Consider the following 17,548-nt stretch of genomic DNA (forward strand, 5'->3'; position numbering starts at 1 on the left):
AATAAAACAAATGGTATGAAACAGAGGCCATTGCTGCAAAAACAGCAATGGCTTTTTTAAGAGCTGGGAGACGAATGGAATGAAAAAGCTGGTGCTATTCTGGATCTGTATTGTAGGACTGAGCATGACAGGATGCCGGGCAGGACAACAGGAAATAGAAAGAAACAATGCTGCAGAGAGTACGGTAGGGCAGCAGCCGGAAGAGCCGGTGACGGAAGAAGCAGTGACGGAAGAGCCGGTGCCGGAAGAAGCAACAGAGGCAGAACTACAGTCACGGGAACAGATTATGGAAGAATCCGTTGGATACACCAACTTGCAGCAGATCGCCCTGGATTCCACATGGGAATATGCGGATCATTCTAAGATCAATACCGGAGCAGCAGTGCTGTACCTGGCGTCGGAGGAATCCGGACGCAAAGGCATCGTCATCGGTGTCAATGCCGGACACGGGACGGCGGGCGGCGCGAAGGTGAAGACGCTGTGCCATCCGGATGGCTCGGCGAAGGTCACCGGTGGCAGCACGGCGGCGGGAGCTACGGAGGCTGCTGCAGTCTCCGGGGGCATGACATTTCAGGACGGCACACCGGAGCGGGAGGTGACATTACGTATGGCACAGATCCTGCGGGATAAGCTGTTATCTTCCGGTTATGATGTGCTGATGCTCAGGGACAGTGAGGATGTGCAGTTAGACAATGTGGCGCGGACTGTGATCTGCAACAATGTCGCGGACTGCCATATTGCACTGCACTGGGACAGCGGTGACGGCAAAAATTACGACAAGGGATGCTTCTACATCTCGGTGCCGGAAGCACTGAAAACCATGGAGCCGGTAGCGTCGCACTGGCAGCAGCACGATACCCTGGGAACGGATCTGGTGGAGGGACTGCGGGAGCAGGGCACTATGATTTATGGGAAAGGAAATATGAGTATTGATCTGACACAGACTTCTTATAGTACGATTCCCTCTGTGGATATGGAACTGGGAAACGCATATTCGGATCACAGTGATGTGGTATTGGAACAATTGGCCACAGGGCTTCTTGCCGGAATCAATACTTACTTTGAACAGTAGGGACTTTGCAAAGAGTGTGAGGTATGCTATAATACTATTTTAGATTCGTTTGCCTCTGCACGGAGGCGGATGGACTTATGAGCGAAATACAGAATAGAAAATACAAGAAAGGCAGACCCTTTTGGTGGGTCTGAACGGTAAATAAATCATGAAGCTGGGTATCGTAGGTCTTCCCAACGTAGGAAAGAGTACACTTTTCAATTCCTTGACCAAGGCGGGAGCGGAATCCGCTAACTATCCTTTCTGTACCATCGACCCCAATGTGGGTGTGGTAACAGTTCCGGATGACAGATTAAAGGCACTGGGAGAGATGTATCATTCCAAGAAAGTGACCCCTGCTGTGATTGAATTCGTAGATATCGCAGGTCTGGTAAAGGGTGCTTCTAAGGGTGAAGGACTGGGCAACCAGTTCTTGAGCAACATCCGTGAGGTGGATGCCATCGTCCATGTGGTGAGATGCTTCGAGGATACGAATGTCATTCATGTAGACGGCAGTGTAAATCCTTTACGGGATATCGAGACCATCAACTTAGAGCTGATCTTCGCAGATCTGGAAGTACTGGAGAGAAGACTGTCCAAGGTAGTTAAGGCTGCCAGAATGGACAAGACTTACGCCAAGGAGCTGGCACTCTTAGAGCGTATCAAGGAGCATCTGGAGAGCGGTAAGATGGCGAAGAGCCTGGAAGTCACCGATGAGGATGAACTGGCTCTGATAAAGGAATACAATCTGCTGACCTACAAGCCCGTGATCTATGCGGCAAATGTATCCGAGGATGATCTGGCAGACGACGGCGCATCCAATGAGATGGTAGCGAAGGTGCGCGAGTTCGCTGCAAGTGAGAACAGCGAAGTATTCGTCATCTGCGCACAGATCGAGGAAGAGATCTCCGAACTGGATGATGACGAGAAGGCAATGTTCCTGGATGATCTGGGATTAACGGAATCCGGCCTGGAGAAGCTGATCAAGGCAAGCTATCATATCTTAGGTCTGATGAGCTTCTTAACCGCAGGAGAGGATGAGACCAGAGCATGGACCATCAAGATCGGTACCAAGGCGCCTCAGGCAGCCGGCAAGATCCACTCCGATTTCGAGAGAGGCTTCATCAAGGCGGAAGTTGTAAATTACAAGGATCTCTTAGAGCAGGGCTCTCTGGCAGCTGCCCGTGAGAAAGGCTTGGTCGGCATGGAAGGCAAGGACTATGTCGTACAGGACGGCGATGTGATCCTGTTTCGATTCAACGTGTAATGCTAAGATCCGCAATAGACAGATTACGAGACTGCTTGCAGGCAGAGTAATCTGTCTATTAGCGAATGTCTATTCCGGATTTGAGAGCGCAAAGCGCGGAGAAGCCGGATAGTACTAAGAAAGGATATAAATATTATGATGAATGCAGGAGATATTGCATTTCCCCATTTAGGCATTTACCTGGAAAATGTTCCCAGAAGCTTTACCGTATTCGGTTTCGAGATTGCTTTTTACGGTCTGATCATCGGCATCGGTGTACTGGCGGGTATCCTGATGGCGGTGCATGAAGCGAAGGTGAGCGGAGAGAATCCGGATGCTATTTGGGATTTCGCTATTTATGCCGTGATCTTTTCAGTGATCGGTGCCAGAATTTATTACGTGGTATTTGCCTGGGATTATTACAAGGACAATCTGTTGAGTATCTTCAATACCCGTAACGGTGGTATGGCGATCTACGGTGGTGTGATCGGAGCTTTCCTGACTCTGTTTATTTACTGCAAGATCAAGAAGATCAGCCCTTTCCGGCTGGGAGATCTGTGTGTACCGGGACTGATCTTAGGACAGGTTATCGGTCGCTGGGGCAATTTCATGAACCGTGAAGTGTTCGGAGAATATACGGATAATTTCCTGGCTATGCGGCTCCCTATCGAAGCGGTGCGCAGCCGGGATATTTCCGAGAATGTAGCGGCACATATTATTGAGGGAACGAATTATATTCAGGTACACCCCACATTCCTCTATGAGAGTCTGTGGAATCTGATGATTCTGATCATTATGCTGGTATACCGCAAGCACAAAAAGTTCGAGGGAGAGATCTGCCTTTTGTATTTCGGAGGCTATGGCCTCGGCAGATTCTGGATCGAAGGTATCCGGACAGATACCCTGTTTATCCCCGGAACGAGCCTCGCCGTATCCCAGGTATTATCCCTGTGTATGGTGATCTTCGCGGTGGTGACGGACATTGTGGTACGTATGCACCTGAAAAAACAGCCGAAAGTGGAAAAAAATTAAAATTTTTTAAAAATTTATTAAGAATATCGAAATAAGAGCAAATACATAGATATTGTGTTTGCTCTTATTTTTTTACCACATATAGTGGAAAAGAGCGCTCTTGTCATAGGACAGGACGCTCTTTTTGATTCTGCCGTCGAAAAAAGCCACTTGATTTCTCTTGTAAAATCCCTTAATTTAGTATAAAATCATAATAAAAGTGGGAGAAAGTGGAGGCAAGTGCCACAAAGTGGTAGATTTTTGGGAAAATGACCTCCTTTTTTCGTGGCAGTCCCCTTTTGGATGAATGGTGGTGAGTGCGATGTTTATGAGCGAGTACAACCATACGTTAGATACGAAAGGCAGGTTGATCATTCCGGCGAAATTCCGAGAGACTCTAGGCGAGGAATTTGTGATTTCCAAGGGAATGGACGGCTGCTTATTTGTGTATGCCAACGATGACTGGAACGCTTTTGAACAGAAGCTGACCTCATTACCTCTGATCAATAAGGAAGCAAGACAATTTGCCCGTTTCTTCTTAGCCGGTGCGGCTACGGTGGAAGTGGACAAGCAGGGAAGAATCCTGTTGCCGGCACACTTGCGAGAATTCGCCGGACTGGAAAAAGATGTGGTGTTAGTCGGAGTCGGCAGCCGCGTGGAGATCTGGAGCAAGGATAAGTGGGAGACCATGAATTCCGATGCGGATATGGATGAGATTACCGGCGCCATGGAAGGACTGGGACTGACCATTTAAAGGAAGCAGGAAAGGATGACCGTCGTGGAATTTAATCATTATTCTGTGATGTTGCATGAGACCATCGAACAACTGAATATCAGACCGGACGGCATCTATGTGGACGGAACCTTAGGAGGCGGCGGACATGCATATGAAGTGTGCAGCCGCTTACAGAACGGACATTTCTACGGGATCGATCAGGATGACGCGGCAATCGCGGCGGCATCGGAGAGATTACGATGCTTTGGAGATAAAGTGACCGTGATCCGCAACAATTACGTGAATGCGGTGGAGGCACTCAGCGAATACGGAGTCACCGGTGTGGACGGCATCGTGCTGGATCTGGGAGTCTCTTCCTACCAGTTAGATACCGAGGACAGAGGGTTTTCTTACCGGTTTGATGCACCGCTTGACATGCGGATGGACCGCAGACAGACCCTGACAGCGAGAGACATCGTGAACAACTATTCCGAGATGGAACTGTATCATATCATCCGGGACTACGGCGAAGATCCGTTTGCGAAAAACATTGCGAAGCATATTGTAAAAAACAGGGCGGACAAGCCCATTGAGACTACCTTTGAATTAAACGAGATCATCAAAGCTGCAGTTCCGGCGAAGATGCGGCAGAACGGACATCCCTCCAAGCAGACATTCCAGGCGATCCGCATTGAGTGCAATCAGGAACTGGAAGTACTGAAAAAGGCATTGGACGAATTGATCGATCTGTTGCATCCCGGTGGGAGGTTCTGCATCATCACCTTCCATTCCCTGGAAGACCGGATTGTGAAAAATGCGTTCCGCAGGAATGAAAATCCCTGTACCTGTCCTCCGGAGTTTCCGGTGTGTGTATGCGGTAAGATCTCCAAGGGAAAGGTGATCACCAGAAAACCGATTCTGCCCGGTGCGGAAGAACTGGAAGTAAACAGCAGATCCAAGAGCGCGAAGTTACGCGTGTTTGAAAAGAAATAAAGAATTTTAAATATTTCATCAGTGAAAGTGGGAATAAAGTATGGCACAGAGAAGAAGTAATACCCCATACATATATGATAATACAGCAAGAGACTTACAGATCCGCAGGCAGATGGAAGAACCCCGGAGACAGCTGTCTCACGAGACGAGAAAAAACAGAGAAAAAGCAAGACATATGAGCATTGGCTATGTGACTTTTCTGATGGTGGCACTGGTGGCATGTGCATTTTTCCTGGTGAACTATATTCAGATGCAGTCACAGCTGACCACAAAGATCGCAGAAGTATCCAGAATGGAGAGCGAACTGAATGCTCTGAAATTGGCCAATGATGAAGAATACAGCCGGATCACCAGCAGTGTGAATCTGGAAGAGATCAAGAAAATTGCCATCGGCGAACTGGGAATGACCTATGCAACCGAGGGACAGGTAATCCCTTATGAAAGCAACAGCAATGACTACATGCGTCAGGCTGACAACAGTCAGAACTAAGCCCGGGAGGCCCGAAGTGTGAAAGAACAGAAAACTAAAAAATTTTCCGTAAAAATGCAGAAAAAGCTCCTGTGTCTTTATGCACTGATCATTTTGGCATTTATTCTTTTGTCGGTGCGTCTTACATGGATTGTGAAAGCAGATGGTGCAGCTTACGAGAAGCAGGTGCTGTCTCAGCAGAAGTATGATTCCATAACATTACCTTTCCGGCGCGGCGATATTGTGGACGCCAAAGGAACCAAGCTGGCGGTCAGCGAGAAAGTATATAATCTGGTCATTGATGCCAGGGTAATGCTGGATCGGGAGGATTATCTGGAACCCACCATGGAGGCATTGGGTGCAAATTTCCCGGATCTGGACATGACGGCAGTGCGGCAGTATGTAACGTCTCACCCCGAATCTTCCTGGTATGTGCCTCTTCGGAGGATGACTTATGACCAGATCAGCGGATTCCAGGCGGCAGCACTGGAGAACAGCAAGATCCGTGGTGTCTGGTTTGAAGAGGAATATAAGAGAGTCTATCCCAACGGTTCTCTGGCGGCAGATGTGATCGGATTTTCCAGAGCGGACAATGAAGGACAGTACGGTCTGGAAGAGTATTACAATGATGTTCTGAACGGAACCACCGGAAGAGAGTACGGCTATCTGAATGACGATGCCAATCTGGAGCGTACGATCAAGCCGGCAGTGGACGGTAACACGATACACAGTACCATTGATGCCAATATTCAGGGCATTGTAGAGAAATATCTGAAGCAGTTTAACGAGGAGCATAAGGATGCGGTACATCCCGGTAACGGTGCGGAAAATGTGGGCTGCATCATCATGGAAGTCAATACCGGCAATATTTTGGCCATGGCCAGCTATCCTACCTATGACCTGAACGATACCAGGAATACGGACGCCCTTTTGGGATCCCGTAAGATCGAGATGGTGACCAATGCCAACGGTTACCAGGTACTGACGAAGACAGATACCTATTTTACCCAGGAAGATATCGATGCCCTGACAGATGAGCAGCTATTGGATAATCTGAACTACCTGTGGAAGAACTATTGTATATCCACCACTTACGAGCCGGGATCCACGGCGAAGCCTTTTACCGTGGCAGCAGCATTGGAGAGCGGTGCCATCACCGGCAACGAGCACTATCAGTGTAACGGATCTCTGGAAGTCGGCGGACATACGATCAAATGCCACAGCTACCGTTCCGGCGGTGAAGGTGATGTATCGGTACAAGATTCCATTGCCTGGTCCTGCAACGTAGCGTTAATGAAGATTGCTGCCACCATGGGCAAAGAGGAATTTGCCAAATTCCAGCAGATCTTTAACTTTGGATTAAAGACCAACGTGGATCTGGCAGGAGAGGCGAGAACTGCAAGCCTGCTGTTTCCGGTGGACCAGATGGGAAGCGCTGATCTGGCGACCAACAGCTTTGGACAGAACTTTAATGTAACCATGATCCAGATGATCACCGGTTTCTGCTCTCTGATCAACGGCGGTTACTATTATGAGCCCCATATGGTGGATAAGATCACCAATGCAAGCGGAGCAACGGTGGAGAACATTGAACCGAGAGTGTTACGACAGACCATCTCCGAGAGCACTTCGGCGAAGATCAGACAGTACTGCCGTGCTACCGTTATGGAAGAGGGTGGTGACCGCAGAACCGGTAGAACCGCAAGACCTGCAGGTTATGCCATCGGCGGTAAGACCGGTACCGCAGAGACTATTCCCCGTAAAAACGGTGAGTATGTTGTATCCTTTATGGGATATGCACCGGCGGATGATCCCCAGATCGCCATTTATGTAGTTGTGGACCGTGCCAATGCATCCCCTCAGGATGATGCAAAGTTTGCAACCGGTATTGTACGAAATGTTCTGACGGAAGTGCTGCCTTATCTGAATATCTTCATGACGGAGGAACTGTCTGAAAAGGAGATTCAGGAACTGGCGGAGAAACAGATCGAGATTACGAATCAGTATACCCAGACTCCCGAGAACGGAGATGACCAGAACACCGGAGACAATCAGACCGGAGACGCTCAGACCGGAGATGATCAGTCCGGAGATTCCCAGAGTGGTGACGGAACCGGTGACGATACGACGACGGTTACGGAGGACTGGAGAAATTATCCCAAAGATCCCGCTACCGGTTATCTGGTAAGTCCGATCGACGGCGGTCTGATCGATCCCATTACGGGAGCGGATGTCGGCGGGGACGATACCATGGGTGACAGTCCCATTAACAATAATCTGCTGAATCAGCAGAATGAATAAACAAAACATACGAATAGCCTCACAGCAGGAGCAATAAAATGTAAAAAGCTCTTGTTGTGAGGTTTTTTTATGGCGGATCAGCAAAATCGTTTTTTTCATCGCAAAAAGATCATGACCATTTTTTTCATATGCGCACTGGTGCTTATCGGATTGTTTATGAGACTTTTGTATCTGATGGTGTGGAGGGCGGATTATTATGAGGAAGCGGCGACGAGACTGCATGAGAGAGAACGCAGCATAAAGGCGGCAAGAGGACGTATTTTGGACAGGAACGGAGTGGTACTGGCGGATAACAAGACGGTCTGTACCGTATCGGTGATTCATAATCAGATCACAGAACCGGAAAAGGTGATAGCCATGCTGGTAAAAGAGCTGGGAATTTCGGAGACGGAAGCGAGAAAACGTGTGGAAAAATATTCTTCCATGGAACGCGTCAAAAGCAATGTGGACAAGAGCATCGGTGACAGAATCCGGGAATATGATCTGGCGGGGGTAAAAGTGGATGAGGATTATAAGCGATACTATCCGTATGGAGACCTGGCCAGTAAAGTCCTGGGTTTTACCGGAGGGGACAATCAGGGGATCATTGGGCTGGAAGTAATCTATGAGGAAACACTGCAGGGAGAAACCGGTATGATTCTGACTGTGACGGATGCCAAAGGAATCGAGGTAGACACCGCGGGGGAACGCCGGGTAGAGCCGGTGCCGGGATGGGATCTGCGGATCAGCATCGACCGTAATATCCAGGAGTATGCCACGCAGCTGGCGGAACAGGCCTGCGCCACCAAAGAGGCGGACAGCGTCTACATCATTGCCATGGATCCGCGAAACGGAGAAATCCTGGCCATGGTCAATTATCCGGAATTTGATCTGAATGACCCTTATGCACTGCCGGAGGAGACGGAAAACCTGACAGGAGAGCAGAAGCAGGAAAAATTAAATGCCATGTGGCGCAACGGCTGCATCAATGATACCTATGAACCGGGATCTACCTTTAAGATTATTACAGCCGCGGCGGGACTGGAGGAAAGGGTGGTCACCACGGAAAGTACCTTTTCCTGTCCGGGATTCATCATTGTGGACGACCGAAAGATCCGCTGCCATAAGATCGGCGGACATGGCACACAGACATTTGTGCAGTGTATGCAGAATAGTTGCAATCCGGCACTGATCTCCGTAGGACTGCGTCTCGGTGTAGACAATTATTACAAATATTTTGAGCAATTCGGACTGAAAAAAAGAACCGGAATCGATCTCCCCGGGGAAGCAGCAACGATCATGCATAAAAAAGAAGACATGGGAAATGTGGAGCTGGCGACGGTGGCTTTCGGGCAGTCTTTTCAGATCACGGCGATCCAGCTGCTGACAACGGCATCCTCCATCATTAACGGAGGCAACCAGATCACTCCTCACTTGGGCATGGAAGCCCTGAACCGGGATGGCGAAGTGGAACAGGTTTTTACTTATCCTGTGGAGACAGGAATCGTATCGGAAGAGACCAGCGCAACTATGCGTTATATCCTGGAGACAGTGGTGGCGGAGGGCTCTGGTAGAAACGGACAGGTGCAGGGCTTTCGGGTGGGTGGCAAGACGGCGACCAGTCAGACGCTGCCCAGAGGCAGCGGACGTTATATTTCTTCTTTTATCGGATTCGCACCTGCCGATGATCCACAGGTGATTGCCATCGCCATTATCAACAATCCCCAGGGAGTCTATTATGGAGGACAGGTGGCAGCACCTATTATAAGGCAGCTGTATGAAAATATTTTGCCTTATTTGGGACTGGAGAAGACGGAGGATACTGTTGTCGAAAATCATTGAATGAAAAAGGTTCCGGCGGATGAAAATTTGACAAAATCCGCTGGGGACACCCCTTATAATAATTCTGAAGGAGGGGTGTGATGCATTATGAACTATATTTAGACAGTATCTTCCTCCTGCACTTCGGTATGAATCTGTTACTTCTGATCATGGTAGATCACAGCACCTGCCGCACTGCCACGTGGTACCGGCTGCTGTGGGGAGCGGGAATCGGAGCGGTCTGCTATCTGCTCCCTTTTTTATGGAAGGGAGCGGCCCTGCTTAAACTGCTGCTCTGTATGCTGCCCGGAACATTGTTGATGCTGGTTGTAACATTTCGGATCCGGAATTGGCGTTCACTATGGAGTTATTTTAGAAAGCAGATGTATGATACCTTCCTACTCGGAGGAATTCTGGTGGCTGTGCTGAGGGGGATCCCGGCCGGAATACAGTATGTACCGGGAATTGTGCTTGCACTGGGACTGGGGGCTCTGACAGTGCAGCTGCTATTGTGGAGATACCGAAGAGAAACGGAGCTTGGAACTCATTGTGAGGTAGTACTTCGGGGTACGGAACAGACATTGTGTATCGCGGCGATTGTGGATTCCGGCAATACTTTGACGGAACCTATGAGCGGAGCCCCCGTATCTGTACTGGATGTGGAGACATTTCAGACTTTGTGGCCGGAGGGGCTGCCGGATTTTCGGGTGATTCCTTACCACAGTGTCGGGAAAAAGAATGGAATTCTCTATGGATACCGGATTCCGCAGATGAAGATCCGGATCCATGGTGTGGAAAAAATATGCAGCGATGTGTGGCTGGCAGTAAGTGAAGAGGAAATCGCAGGAAGAGAGATTCCTATGCTGCTGCATCCGGCGCTGTTAAAAAAGACAGGAAAAGCAGGAAGGAGCAACTATGATCTTAAAGATAGCAATACCCGGGAAAATGCAATTCAAGATGATTCGCAGAGAACCGTTTCTGCGGCAGCGGAAAGGAGATATTCATTACATCGGAGGCGCAGAGGTCCTGCCACCGCCGCTTCCCACAGATCAGGAGAACCGGGTGATCAGTGATCTGGGAACGGAATATGAGGATGAAGCAAAGGCCATATTGATTGAACATAATCTCAGACTGGTCGTCTACATAGCCAAAAAGTTCGATAATACGGGAGTGGGCGTGGAGGATCTGATCTCCATAGGTACCATCGGACTGATCAAATCCATCAATACCTTCAATCCGGAGAAAAATATCAAGCTGGCGACCTATGCCTCACGGTGCATTGAAAATGAGATATTGATGTACCTGCGGCGGAATAATAAGACGAAGATGGAAGTGTCCATCGATGAACCTTTAAATGTGGATTGGGACGGCAATGAACTTCTCCTGTCGGATATCCTGGGAACGGATGAGGATGTGATATACAGAGGGATAGAGAACGAAGTGGAGCGCAAGCTTTTAATGAATGCCGTAAGCAAGCTGTCAAACCGGGAGAAGACCATTGTACGGCTGCGGTTCGGGCTGGGGACACCGGACGGACAGGAGATGACACAGAAGGAAGTGGCAAGCTTTCTTGGAATCTCCCAGTCCTATATCTCGAGACTGGAAAAAAAGATCATGCGGCAGTTGAAAAAGGAGATCAGCCTGCATATTTGACTTTGCATTCGGGACGGATACATGATACTATAGAGATTACGGAGAAGACCCATTCTCCGGATTATGAATGACAGATTTTAAGGATGAAGATACATGATACAGCGTGATGATATATTATCGATGGAATATTTAAAAAAGACGGAATTCACCGGATGCCATCAGGGGATGCGTTACCGCCTGGAACAGACACAGGCTCCGGAGGACCCCGAGGGCGGTAAAAAGCTTATGGTGACGGTATGGCCGGAGCCCTTTAATTATTTTAAGACCCCGGAGGAAAAAAAGAAAAGAGCATATTTTTCTTTTGACGAGGATGGCGTGGTGGATGCCGTCGGCTGGATGAATGACCGCTTATTCGAGGATAAGAAGATATGGGAGGAAGCACCTTCCCATTGGGATACCTATCAAATGTAAGGAAATAATAAGATGATGTTAAAATATATCATAAAGGATCTAAAGGAGACCCTGGCCTATCTTCCCTACGGGATCATGGCGGGTGCTGTTGTGGGACTGCTCCTGAACGGACTGAATGCCAGACGGGAGCGTAAGGGGAAGGATACTTTTCCCATGGCGGGACTCATGGCATTTTCTCTGTATCTGATGATCATTCTGGTGATCACTTTTTTCTCCAGAGAGGATGGCAGCCGGATCGGCATGGATCTGGAACTGTTCTCTACCTGGGGGACGAATGCGAGGAACCATGCGTTTGTCGTGGAAAATGTACTGCTGTTTATTCCCTATGGATTTATCTGTCCCTGGGCATTCCCATGGCTTCGGGGATTTTTTCGTAATACCTTTGCAGCATTTGTGACCAGCTTCGGTGTGGAGACAATCCAACTGATCACCGGCAGGGGATATTTTCAGGTGGACGATATCCTGACCAATGTGCTGGGGGCTGTGATCGGGTATGTGATTTTCTGGTTGCTGCATCATATGATACAGGGATTCCACAGACCTGATCTCAGGCGGTAAGATAGCCCCGCATAGCTTTCAATGCATTTTTTTCGAGACGGGAGACCTGGGCCTGGGAGATGCCGATCATGTCGGCCACTTCGGTCTGGGTCTTGCCTTCGAAAAAGCGCAGGGAGATGATATGACGCTCCCTGTCGTTCAGACGTTTCATGGCTTCACTGAGGGAGAGATGTTCCACCCACGTCTCTTCCTTATTTTTTTTATCACTGATCTGGTCCATGACATAGAGGGTGTCACCGCCGTCGGTATAGACCGGTTCGTAGAGGCTCATGGGATTCTGCATGGCATCCAGGGCATAGACGATGTCTTCTTTGGAGATGCCCACTTCCGCGGCAATCTCTTCCATGGTGGGCTCTTTCAGATTCTTTTTGGTCAGGGTGTCTCTGGCATAGATCGCCTTATAAGCAGTATCCTTCAGGGATCGTGATACACGGATACTGTTGTTGTCCCGTAAAAATCTTCGGATCTCCCCGATGATCATTGGAACCGCATAAGTGGAGAATTTTACGCCCAGAGTGGAATCAAAATTGTCGATGGCTTTGATCAGGCCGATGCACCCAATCTGGAACAGATCATCCACGTTTTCCGCACTGTTTGAGAAACGCTTGATTACGCTTAAAACCAGACGTAAGTTTCCTTCGATGTAGGTCTCTCTGGCAGCAGTGTCTCCTTCCCGGATCTTCGCAAATAAAGCTTCCTTGTCTGCCGCCTTTAACAAAGGCAGTTTTGCTGTATTGACGCCGCAGATTTCCACTTTTCCCTGTACCATAGAGACCTCCCGATTACTGAATTTTGTGATAACAACAGTATTCACAGGACTGTGGGAGGATATACTTTGCCGGTAGAATTTCCAGTATTTGCCGAACAAACGGATAGAAAAGGCATATATTATATATATAGAAAGAAAGCAGGAGTACGCATATGCTTTTTTCCGAATTAAAATGCAAAGATGTGATCAATGTCAGAGACTGTAAAAAGCTGGGGCATGTCTGTGATCTGGAATTCGATGAGTGCAGCGGATGCATCTGTAAGATCATGGTGCCCGGAGGAAACCAGTGGCTGGGATTCCTGCGCTGTGAACCGAATATCGTTATCCCGTACAAGGATATCAGGCAGATTGGGCCGGACATAATTTTAGTTGACATTAACTGCTGATTCTCTTATAATATCCGTATAAATAACACGTGGTTTTTAAGAGGAGGATGCCTATGAAATGTCCGTTCTGCAGCCATGAAAATACCAGAGTGATCGATTCGAGACCGGCGGAAGATAACAATTCCATTCGCCGTCGCCGTGTGTGTGATGAATGCGGCAAGCGATTCACCACTTACGAGAAGATCGAAACGATCCCGCTGATCATTATTAAAAAGGATAATAACAGAGAGGCGTATGACCGTGCCAAGATCGAGGCCGGAGTACTCAGAGCCTGCCATAAACGTCCGGTCAGCGCACAACAGATCACGACGTTGGTAGACGAGGTGGAGAACGAGATCTTCAACCGGGAAGAACGTGAGATTCCCAGCGGAACCATCGGTGAACTTGTGATGAATAAGCTGAAAGATCTGGATGCGGTAGCTTATGTAAGATTTGCTTCCGTATATCGGGAGTTCAAGGACGTGAACACCTTTATGGATGAATTAAAGAGTGTCCTGAATGACAAGAATCACAATTAATTTCCGGAAGACTTAAGTTTTCGTAAAAACAGTCGATATTATAACTGAAAATACAGCCAGATAAAGCTAGAATTTCGCATGGCATGTGCGATATAGAAAAAAGAAGGACAAGGAGGTGAATACATGGGAATAGGCGGAGTGAACGGGATCGGCGGAATCGGCAGAATGCAGGATTACAGCATACAGATGCCGCAGCCGGCAAAGACAGTGATCGTGGAAGAGACCGGGGCAGAATCCCATGTAGCATCTTCGGAACAGATAAATTCCGGGAATCCCGGTGCGGCGAAGGAGGAGGCTCCGGTTCAGGAGCAGAAATCCAACGCACCGTTAGAGGACATCTCCATTACGTTCCACAAACAGGACGATTTCGGCTACATTGGCAGGGACAGCGATATCCATTCCCTGGATGTGGAGAAGGCAATCTCCGATATGCGTAAGGACCAGATCTTACAGCAGTACCAGTACTTTGTGGGAAGCAAAACGGTATTTACAGAATAGTTACCTCCGTCTGTCAGGCGTAAGCAAGACACCGGAGGTATTTTTTAATTTTTTCGGAAGAAGTGATACAGACAGAAAAAATAGATTCCGGCAAGTACCAGCTGGCTGACCAGAATCCCCCACAGATACCCCTGCATACCGATCACGGGAATGGCAAAAAATACGAACAGGAGCCGGATCAGAAGACAGACCACGTTGGAGAAAAAGATCCGCCCCGCCATACCGAGACCCTGCAAAATGCTTGAGAGAGTGGTATCCAGATACAGAAAAGGACAGATGAAGCCCAGAGTCACGATAAAATGACCGGCCAGTTCACTGTGGAACAGTTCCGTTCCCATCCAGTCACCCAGAAACAGAAAACAGCACAGACAACAGGCACCCATGAGACTGCAATATTTTACGGTGCGCAGGGTGGCGTTTATGACGGCTCCACGGTCTCCTTTGGCATGATTTTCGGAGATGGTGGGCAGGAGAAGCACCGCCACGGAGCCGGTAAGGGCGTTAGGGAAAAAGATCATGGGCATGGCCATGCCGGTAAGGACTCCGTATACACTTAAGGCTGTGGTGGTATCATAACCGTAGAGCAGAAGTTTCCGGGGGATGGAGACGGCTTCGATACTTTGTAAAATGTTCAGAACGATACGGTTGGCGGTCAGAGGCAGTGCCATACCAAGCAGATCCCGATAGACCGGAACAGAAGGACAGATATTTTGCAGGGAAAGAATACTACTGTCCGGATACAGATGTATATACAGGCAGACCAGAGCGATCAGCATGGAAAAGATCTCGCCTACGGTGAGACCGAGAACCGCAGCATTGATGGAGGGAGTACGACCTTCTGCCAGATCGGCTCCGGTGACGAGAAAGACGCAGCTGACTCTTGCAAGCTGCTCTAAAAGCTGTGTAAGAGCAGGCACGAAAGCTTTCTTTTTCCCATAGAAATAACCGTTGATGCAGGCGTGCAGCGCGGCAAAGGGGACAGAGAAGGACAGGATCCGCAGCATGGGTACGGTACGGTGATCTTTTAATAGAAAAATACCGATAGGATCCGCAGAGAAAAACAAAATGGCATTTGTTACAAGAGACAGGGGTAAGGTGATACTGATCCCGGCCAGCAGCGGCTTTAAATTCCCGGAAGGGCGTTTGGCACTATCCGCCGCCACATATTTCGAAATGGCGGTCTGATATCCGGCGGCTGTAAGGGAAAAAGATAGGGATAATGCCGGACTGAGCAGCTGATAGATGCCCATTCCCTCTTCACCGAAGAGCCTGGACAGATAGATACGGTAGAAAAATCCAATGACACGGGTGATAAGGCCGGTTGCAGTCAGAATGATAGTACCGAAGATCAGGGGATGACGTTTGGCATGTTTCATAAGCGGATTTTTTGACCCTTTTGGCTTAAAAGATCTTGCAAAAGTATATTCCGATGACCTTGTTGACAGAACAGTAAAGTGAATGCTATCATGAATAGCAGTAAAATGTGCATGATCAGTTACAAGATATGCAGAAATGAGGCAATATGATATATTTAGATAATGCAGCGACTACGAAAACAGCACCGGAGGTCGTAGATGCGATGCTCCCGTATTTCAGTGAATATTACGGCAATGCCAGCACCATTTACAGTCTGGGCGCCGAGAGCAAAAAGGCTATGGATCATGCTCGCCAGACCATCGCGGACAGCCTGGGAGCGAAGCCGGAAGAGATCTATTTTACCGCCGGTGGTTCGGAGTCCGACAATTGGGCATTAAAAGCCACCGCAGAAGCTTATGCTTCTAAGGGAAAACATATTATTACCACGAAGATCGAGCACCATGCCATTCTCCATACCTGTGAGTATCTGGAGAAGAGAGGCTTTGAGATCACCTATCTGAATGTGGACAGAGACGGACTGATCAGCTTGGACGAGCTGAAAGCGGCCATCCGCCCCGATACTATTCTGATCAGCGTGATGTTTGCCAACAACGAGATCGGTACCATCGAGCCCATCGCCGAGATCGGTGAGATTGCAAAAGAGCACGGCGTATTGTTTCATACCGATGCGGTACAGGCGTATGCACAGGTTCCCATTAATGTGGATGAGATGCATATTGACATGCTCAGTGCCAGCGGTCATAAATTAAACGGCCCCAAGGGAATCGGCTTTTTATATATCCGTAAAGGAGTGAAGATCCGTTCTTTTGTACACGGCGGAGCGCAGGAGAGAAGCCGCAGAGCCGGTACAGAGAACATCCCCGGCATCGTGGGACTGGGGGCAGCCGTAGAGCGTGCTATGCGTATTATGGACAGTAAGACCCGCAAGGAGATCGAACTGCGTGATTATCTGATCGGACGTCTGGAGAACGAGATCCCTCATTGCTGGCTGAACGGTCACCGCACGAAGAGACTTCCGAATAATATCAATTTCTCCTTCCTGTTTATCGAGGGAGAATCCATGCTGATCATGCTGGATATGAAGGGAATCTGTGCTTCCAGCGGATCTGCATGTACTTCCGGATCCTTAGATCCTTCCCATGTGCTGTTAGCCATTGGTTTAAAGCATGAGGAAGCCCACGGTTCCTTACGTCTGACCTTGTCTGAGGATAGCACGAAGGAAGAGATGGATATCGTAGCGGAAGAAGTGAAGAAAATCGTCCAGAGACTGCGGGATATGTCTCCTTTATATGAAGATTTTCTGAAGAGTCAGAAGAACAACTAAGCAAGAAAGAAGAGGATAACAGATACATGTACAGTGAAAAAGTAATGGATCACTTTCAAAACCCCAGAAATGTCGGGGAGATCGAGGATGCCAGCGGCGTAGGTACTGTGGGTAACGCCAAGTGCGGAGATATTATGAGAATGTTCCTGGACATTGACGAGAACGGGATCATCAGAGAGGCAAAGTTCAAGACTTTCGGCTGCGGTGCTGCCGTAGCTACCAGCTCCATGGCTACCGAACTGGTAAAGGGCAAGACCATCCAGGAAGCTTTGCAGGTAACGAACAAGGCGGTAATGGAGGCGCTGGACGGACTGCCTCCCGTAAAGGTACACTGCTCACTTTTAGCAGAGGAAGCCATCCATGCAGCTCTGTGGGATTATGCGGAGAAGAACCACATCACCATCGAGGGCCTGCAGAAGCCCAAGAATGATATCAGTGAGGGCGAAGAAGAGGAAGACTATTAAGATC

General features: G+C 48.7%; 18 protein-coding genes and 1 pseudogene. 17 read left to right on the plus strand and 2 right to left on the minus strand.

Annotation, left to right across the window (positions count from 1 at the left end; genetic code table 11):
* Positions 1-319: 319 nt before the first annotated feature.
* The 12 genes and pseudogenes from FYJ59_RS01915 to FYJ59_RS01970 all read left to right on the plus strand — a co-directional run.
* Positions 320-1,072 (plus strand): annotated as a pseudogene (locus FYJ59_RS01915) (N-acetylmuramoyl-L-alanine amidase family protein); the annotation flags it as partial.
* Between the two features lie 148 nt (positions 1,073-1,220).
* Positions 1,221-2,318: a redox-regulated ATPase YchF gene (ychF, locus tag FYJ59_RS01920; protein WP_154495055.1), complete on the plus strand. Its 1,098-nt coding sequence runs from the start codon at positions 1,221-1,223 to the stop codon at positions 2,316-2,318.
* A 135-nt stretch (positions 2,319-2,453) separates the two neighbouring features.
* Positions 2,454-3,329 carry a prolipoprotein diacylglyceryl transferase gene (lgt, locus tag FYJ59_RS01925; RefSeq protein WP_235897885.1) on the plus strand — a complete coding sequence of 292 codons (876 nt, stop codon included), beginning with the start codon at positions 2,454-2,456 and terminating at the stop codon, positions 3,327-3,329.
* A 301-nt stretch (positions 3,330-3,630) separates the two neighbouring features.
* A complete protein-coding gene (gene mraZ, locus FYJ59_RS01930; RefSeq protein WP_154495262.1) occupies positions 3,631-4,062 on the plus strand; it encodes a division/cell wall cluster transcriptional repressor MraZ in 432 nt (143 codons plus the stop codon).
* A 24-nt stretch (positions 4,063-4,086) separates the two neighbouring features.
* A complete protein-coding gene (gene rsmH / locus FYJ59_RS01935; protein WP_328597196.1) occupies positions 4,087-5,016 on the plus strand; it encodes a 16S rRNA (cytosine(1402)-N(4))-methyltransferase RsmH in 930 nt (309 codons plus the stop codon).
* Between the two features lie 40 nt (positions 5,017-5,056).
* Positions 5,057-5,506 (plus strand): FtsB/FtsL family cell division protein, encoded by a 450-nt coding sequence (locus FYJ59_RS01940; protein ID WP_154495057.1) that lies wholly within the window; start codon positions 5,057-5,059, stop codon positions 5,504-5,506.
* A gap of 18 nt (positions 5,507-5,524) precedes the next feature.
* Positions 5,525-7,786 carry a peptidoglycan D,D-transpeptidase FtsI family protein gene (locus tag FYJ59_RS01945; protein ID WP_328597190.1) on the plus strand — a complete coding sequence of 754 codons (2,262 nt, stop codon included), beginning with the start codon at positions 5,525-5,527 and terminating at the stop codon, positions 7,784-7,786.
* A 69-nt stretch (positions 7,787-7,855) separates the two neighbouring features.
* Positions 7,856-9,607: a peptidoglycan D,D-transpeptidase FtsI family protein gene (locus FYJ59_RS01950; protein WP_154495058.1), complete on the plus strand. Its 1,752-nt coding sequence runs from the start codon at positions 7,856-7,858 to the stop codon at positions 9,605-9,607.
* 80 nt (positions 9,608-9,687) lie between these two features.
* The gene (locus FYJ59_RS14025) at positions 9,688-10,659 is read left to right on the plus strand and encodes a sigma-E processing peptidase SpoIIGA (RefSeq protein ID WP_154495059.1); all 972 of its coding nucleotides are present in this window, start codon (positions 9,688-9,690) and stop codon (positions 10,657-10,659) included.
* On the plus strand, positions 10,544-11,239 hold the full coding sequence (gene sigE, locus FYJ59_RS01960) for an RNA polymerase sporulation sigma factor SigE (protein WP_235897886.1): 696 nt from the start codon (positions 10,544-10,546) through the stop codon (positions 11,237-11,239). Before FYJ59_RS14025 ends, sigE begins: the two co-directional genes overlap by 116 nt.
* Positions 11,240-11,332: 93 nt before the next feature.
* Positions 11,333-11,650, plus strand: coding sequence for a hypothetical protein (locus FYJ59_RS01965; RefSeq protein WP_022154157.1), 318 nt, complete (start codon positions 11,333-11,335; stop codon positions 11,648-11,650).
* Between the two features lie 12 nt (positions 11,651-11,662).
* Entirely contained in the window at positions 11,663-12,208 is a 546-nt protein-coding gene (locus tag FYJ59_RS01970) for a VanZ family protein (RefSeq protein ID WP_154495060.1), read from the plus strand.
* On the opposite strand, the gene sigG is transcribed toward FYJ59_RS01970, so the two are convergent.
* Positions 12,198-12,977 carry an RNA polymerase sporulation sigma factor SigG gene (gene sigG / locus FYJ59_RS01975; RefSeq protein WP_154495061.1) on the minus strand — a complete coding sequence of 260 codons (780 nt, stop codon included), beginning with the start codon at positions 12,975-12,977 and terminating at the stop codon, positions 12,198-12,200. The two genes, FYJ59_RS01970 and sigG, sit on opposite strands and share 11 nt — an antisense overlap.
* A gap of 152 nt (positions 12,978-13,129) precedes the next feature.
* Between sigG and FYJ59_RS01980 the strand changes: the two genes are divergently transcribed.
* The 3 genes from FYJ59_RS01980 (at position 13,130) to FYJ59_RS01990 (ending at position 14,379) form a co-directional block, all read left to right on the plus strand.
* Positions 13,130-13,363 carry a YlmC/YmxH family sporulation protein gene (locus tag FYJ59_RS01980; RefSeq protein WP_118546063.1) on the plus strand — a complete coding sequence of 78 codons (234 nt, stop codon included), beginning with the start codon at positions 13,130-13,132 and terminating at the stop codon, positions 13,361-13,363.
* Positions 13,364-13,416: 53 nt separating this feature from the next.
* On the plus strand, positions 13,417-13,881 hold the full coding sequence (gene nrdR, locus FYJ59_RS01985; RefSeq protein WP_022313475.1) for a transcriptional regulator NrdR: 465 nt from the start codon (positions 13,417-13,419) through the stop codon (positions 13,879-13,881).
* Between the two features lie 123 nt (positions 13,882-14,004).
* Complete coding sequence (locus tag FYJ59_RS01990) at positions 14,005-14,379, plus strand: hypothetical protein (RefSeq protein WP_154495062.1); 375 nt, start codon at positions 14,005-14,007, stop codon at positions 14,377-14,379.
* Positions 14,380-14,423: 44 nt separating this feature from the next.
* On the opposite strand, the gene FYJ59_RS01995 is transcribed toward FYJ59_RS01990, so the two are convergent.
* Positions 14,424-15,755 carry a polysaccharide biosynthesis protein gene (locus FYJ59_RS01995; protein ID WP_154495063.1) on the minus strand — a complete coding sequence of 444 codons (1,332 nt, stop codon included), beginning with the start codon at positions 15,753-15,755 and terminating at the stop codon, positions 14,424-14,426.
* Positions 15,756-15,901: 146 nt separating this feature from the next.
* Between FYJ59_RS01995 and nifS the strand changes: the two genes are divergently transcribed.
* Both nifS and nifU read left to right on the plus strand, forming a co-directional pair.
* On the plus strand, positions 15,902-17,080 hold the full coding sequence (nifS, locus tag FYJ59_RS02000) for a cysteine desulfurase NifS (protein ID WP_022154151.1): 1,179 nt from the start codon (positions 15,902-15,904) through the stop codon (positions 17,078-17,080).
* A gap of 26 nt (positions 17,081-17,106) precedes the next feature.
* On the plus strand, positions 17,107-17,544 hold the full coding sequence (gene nifU, locus FYJ59_RS02005; protein WP_022154150.1) for a Fe-S cluster assembly scaffold protein NifU: 438 nt from the start codon (positions 17,107-17,109) through the stop codon (positions 17,542-17,544).
* Positions 17,545-17,548: the final 4 nt, after the last annotated feature.

The organism is Waltera intestinalis, assembly GCF_009695995.1.
In the GTDB taxonomy this organism is placed as follows: domain Bacteria; phylum Bacillota; class Clostridia; order Lachnospirales; family Lachnospiraceae; genus Acetatifactor; species Acetatifactor intestinalis.

Bases quoted from the DNA above. Each gene is read 5' to 3' on its own strand.
- ychF (WP_154495055.1), top strand. From the start codon at position 1,221: ATGAAGCTGGGTATCGTAGGTCTTCCCAACGTAGGAAAGAGTACACTT.
- lgt (WP_235897885.1), top strand. From the start codon at position 2,454: ATGATGAATGCAGGAGATATTGCATTTCCCCATTTAGGCATTTACCTG.
- mraZ (WP_154495262.1), top strand. From the start codon at position 3,631: ATGTTTATGAGCGAGTACAACCATACGTTAGATACGAAAGGCAGGTTG.
- FYJ59_RS01940 (WP_154495057.1), top strand. From the start codon at position 5,057: ATGGCACAGAGAAGAAGTAATACCCCATACATATATGATAATACAGCA.
- FYJ59_RS01950 (WP_154495058.1), top strand. From the start codon at position 7,856: ATGGCGGATCAGCAAAATCGTTTTTTTCATCGCAAAAAGATCATGACC.
- FYJ59_RS14025 (WP_154495059.1), top strand. From the start codon at position 9,688: ATGCATTATGAACTATATTTAGACAGTATCTTCCTCCTGCACTTCGGT.
- sigE (WP_235897886.1), top strand. From the start codon at position 10,544: ATGATTCGCAGAGAACCGTTTCTGCGGCAGCGGAAAGGAGATATTCAT.
- FYJ59_RS01965 (WP_022154157.1), top strand. From the start codon at position 11,333: ATGATACAGCGTGATGATATATTATCGATGGAATATTTAAAAAAGACG.
- FYJ59_RS01970 (WP_154495060.1), top strand. From the start codon at position 11,663: ATGATGTTAAAATATATCATAAAGGATCTAAAGGAGACCCTGGCCTAT.
- sigG (WP_154495061.1), bottom strand. From the start codon at position 12,977: ATGGTACAGGGAAAAGTGGAAATCTGCGGCGTCAATACAGCAAAACTG.
- FYJ59_RS01980 (WP_118546063.1), top strand. From the start codon at position 13,130: ATGCTTTTTTCCGAATTAAAATGCAAAGATGTGATCAATGTCAGAGAC.
- nrdR (WP_022313475.1), top strand. From the start codon at position 13,417: ATGAAATGTCCGTTCTGCAGCCATGAAAATACCAGAGTGATCGATTCG.
- FYJ59_RS01990 (WP_154495062.1), top strand. From the start codon at position 14,005: ATGGGAATAGGCGGAGTGAACGGGATCGGCGGAATCGGCAGAATGCAG.
- FYJ59_RS01995 (WP_154495063.1), bottom strand. From the start codon at position 15,755: ATGAAACATGCCAAACGTCATCCCCTGATCTTCGGTACTATCATTCTG.
- nifS (WP_022154151.1), top strand. From the start codon at position 15,902: ATGATATATTTAGATAATGCAGCGACTACGAAAACAGCACCGGAGGTC.
- nifU (WP_022154150.1), top strand. From the start codon at position 17,107: ATGTACAGTGAAAAAGTAATGGATCACTTTCAAAACCCCAGAAATGTC.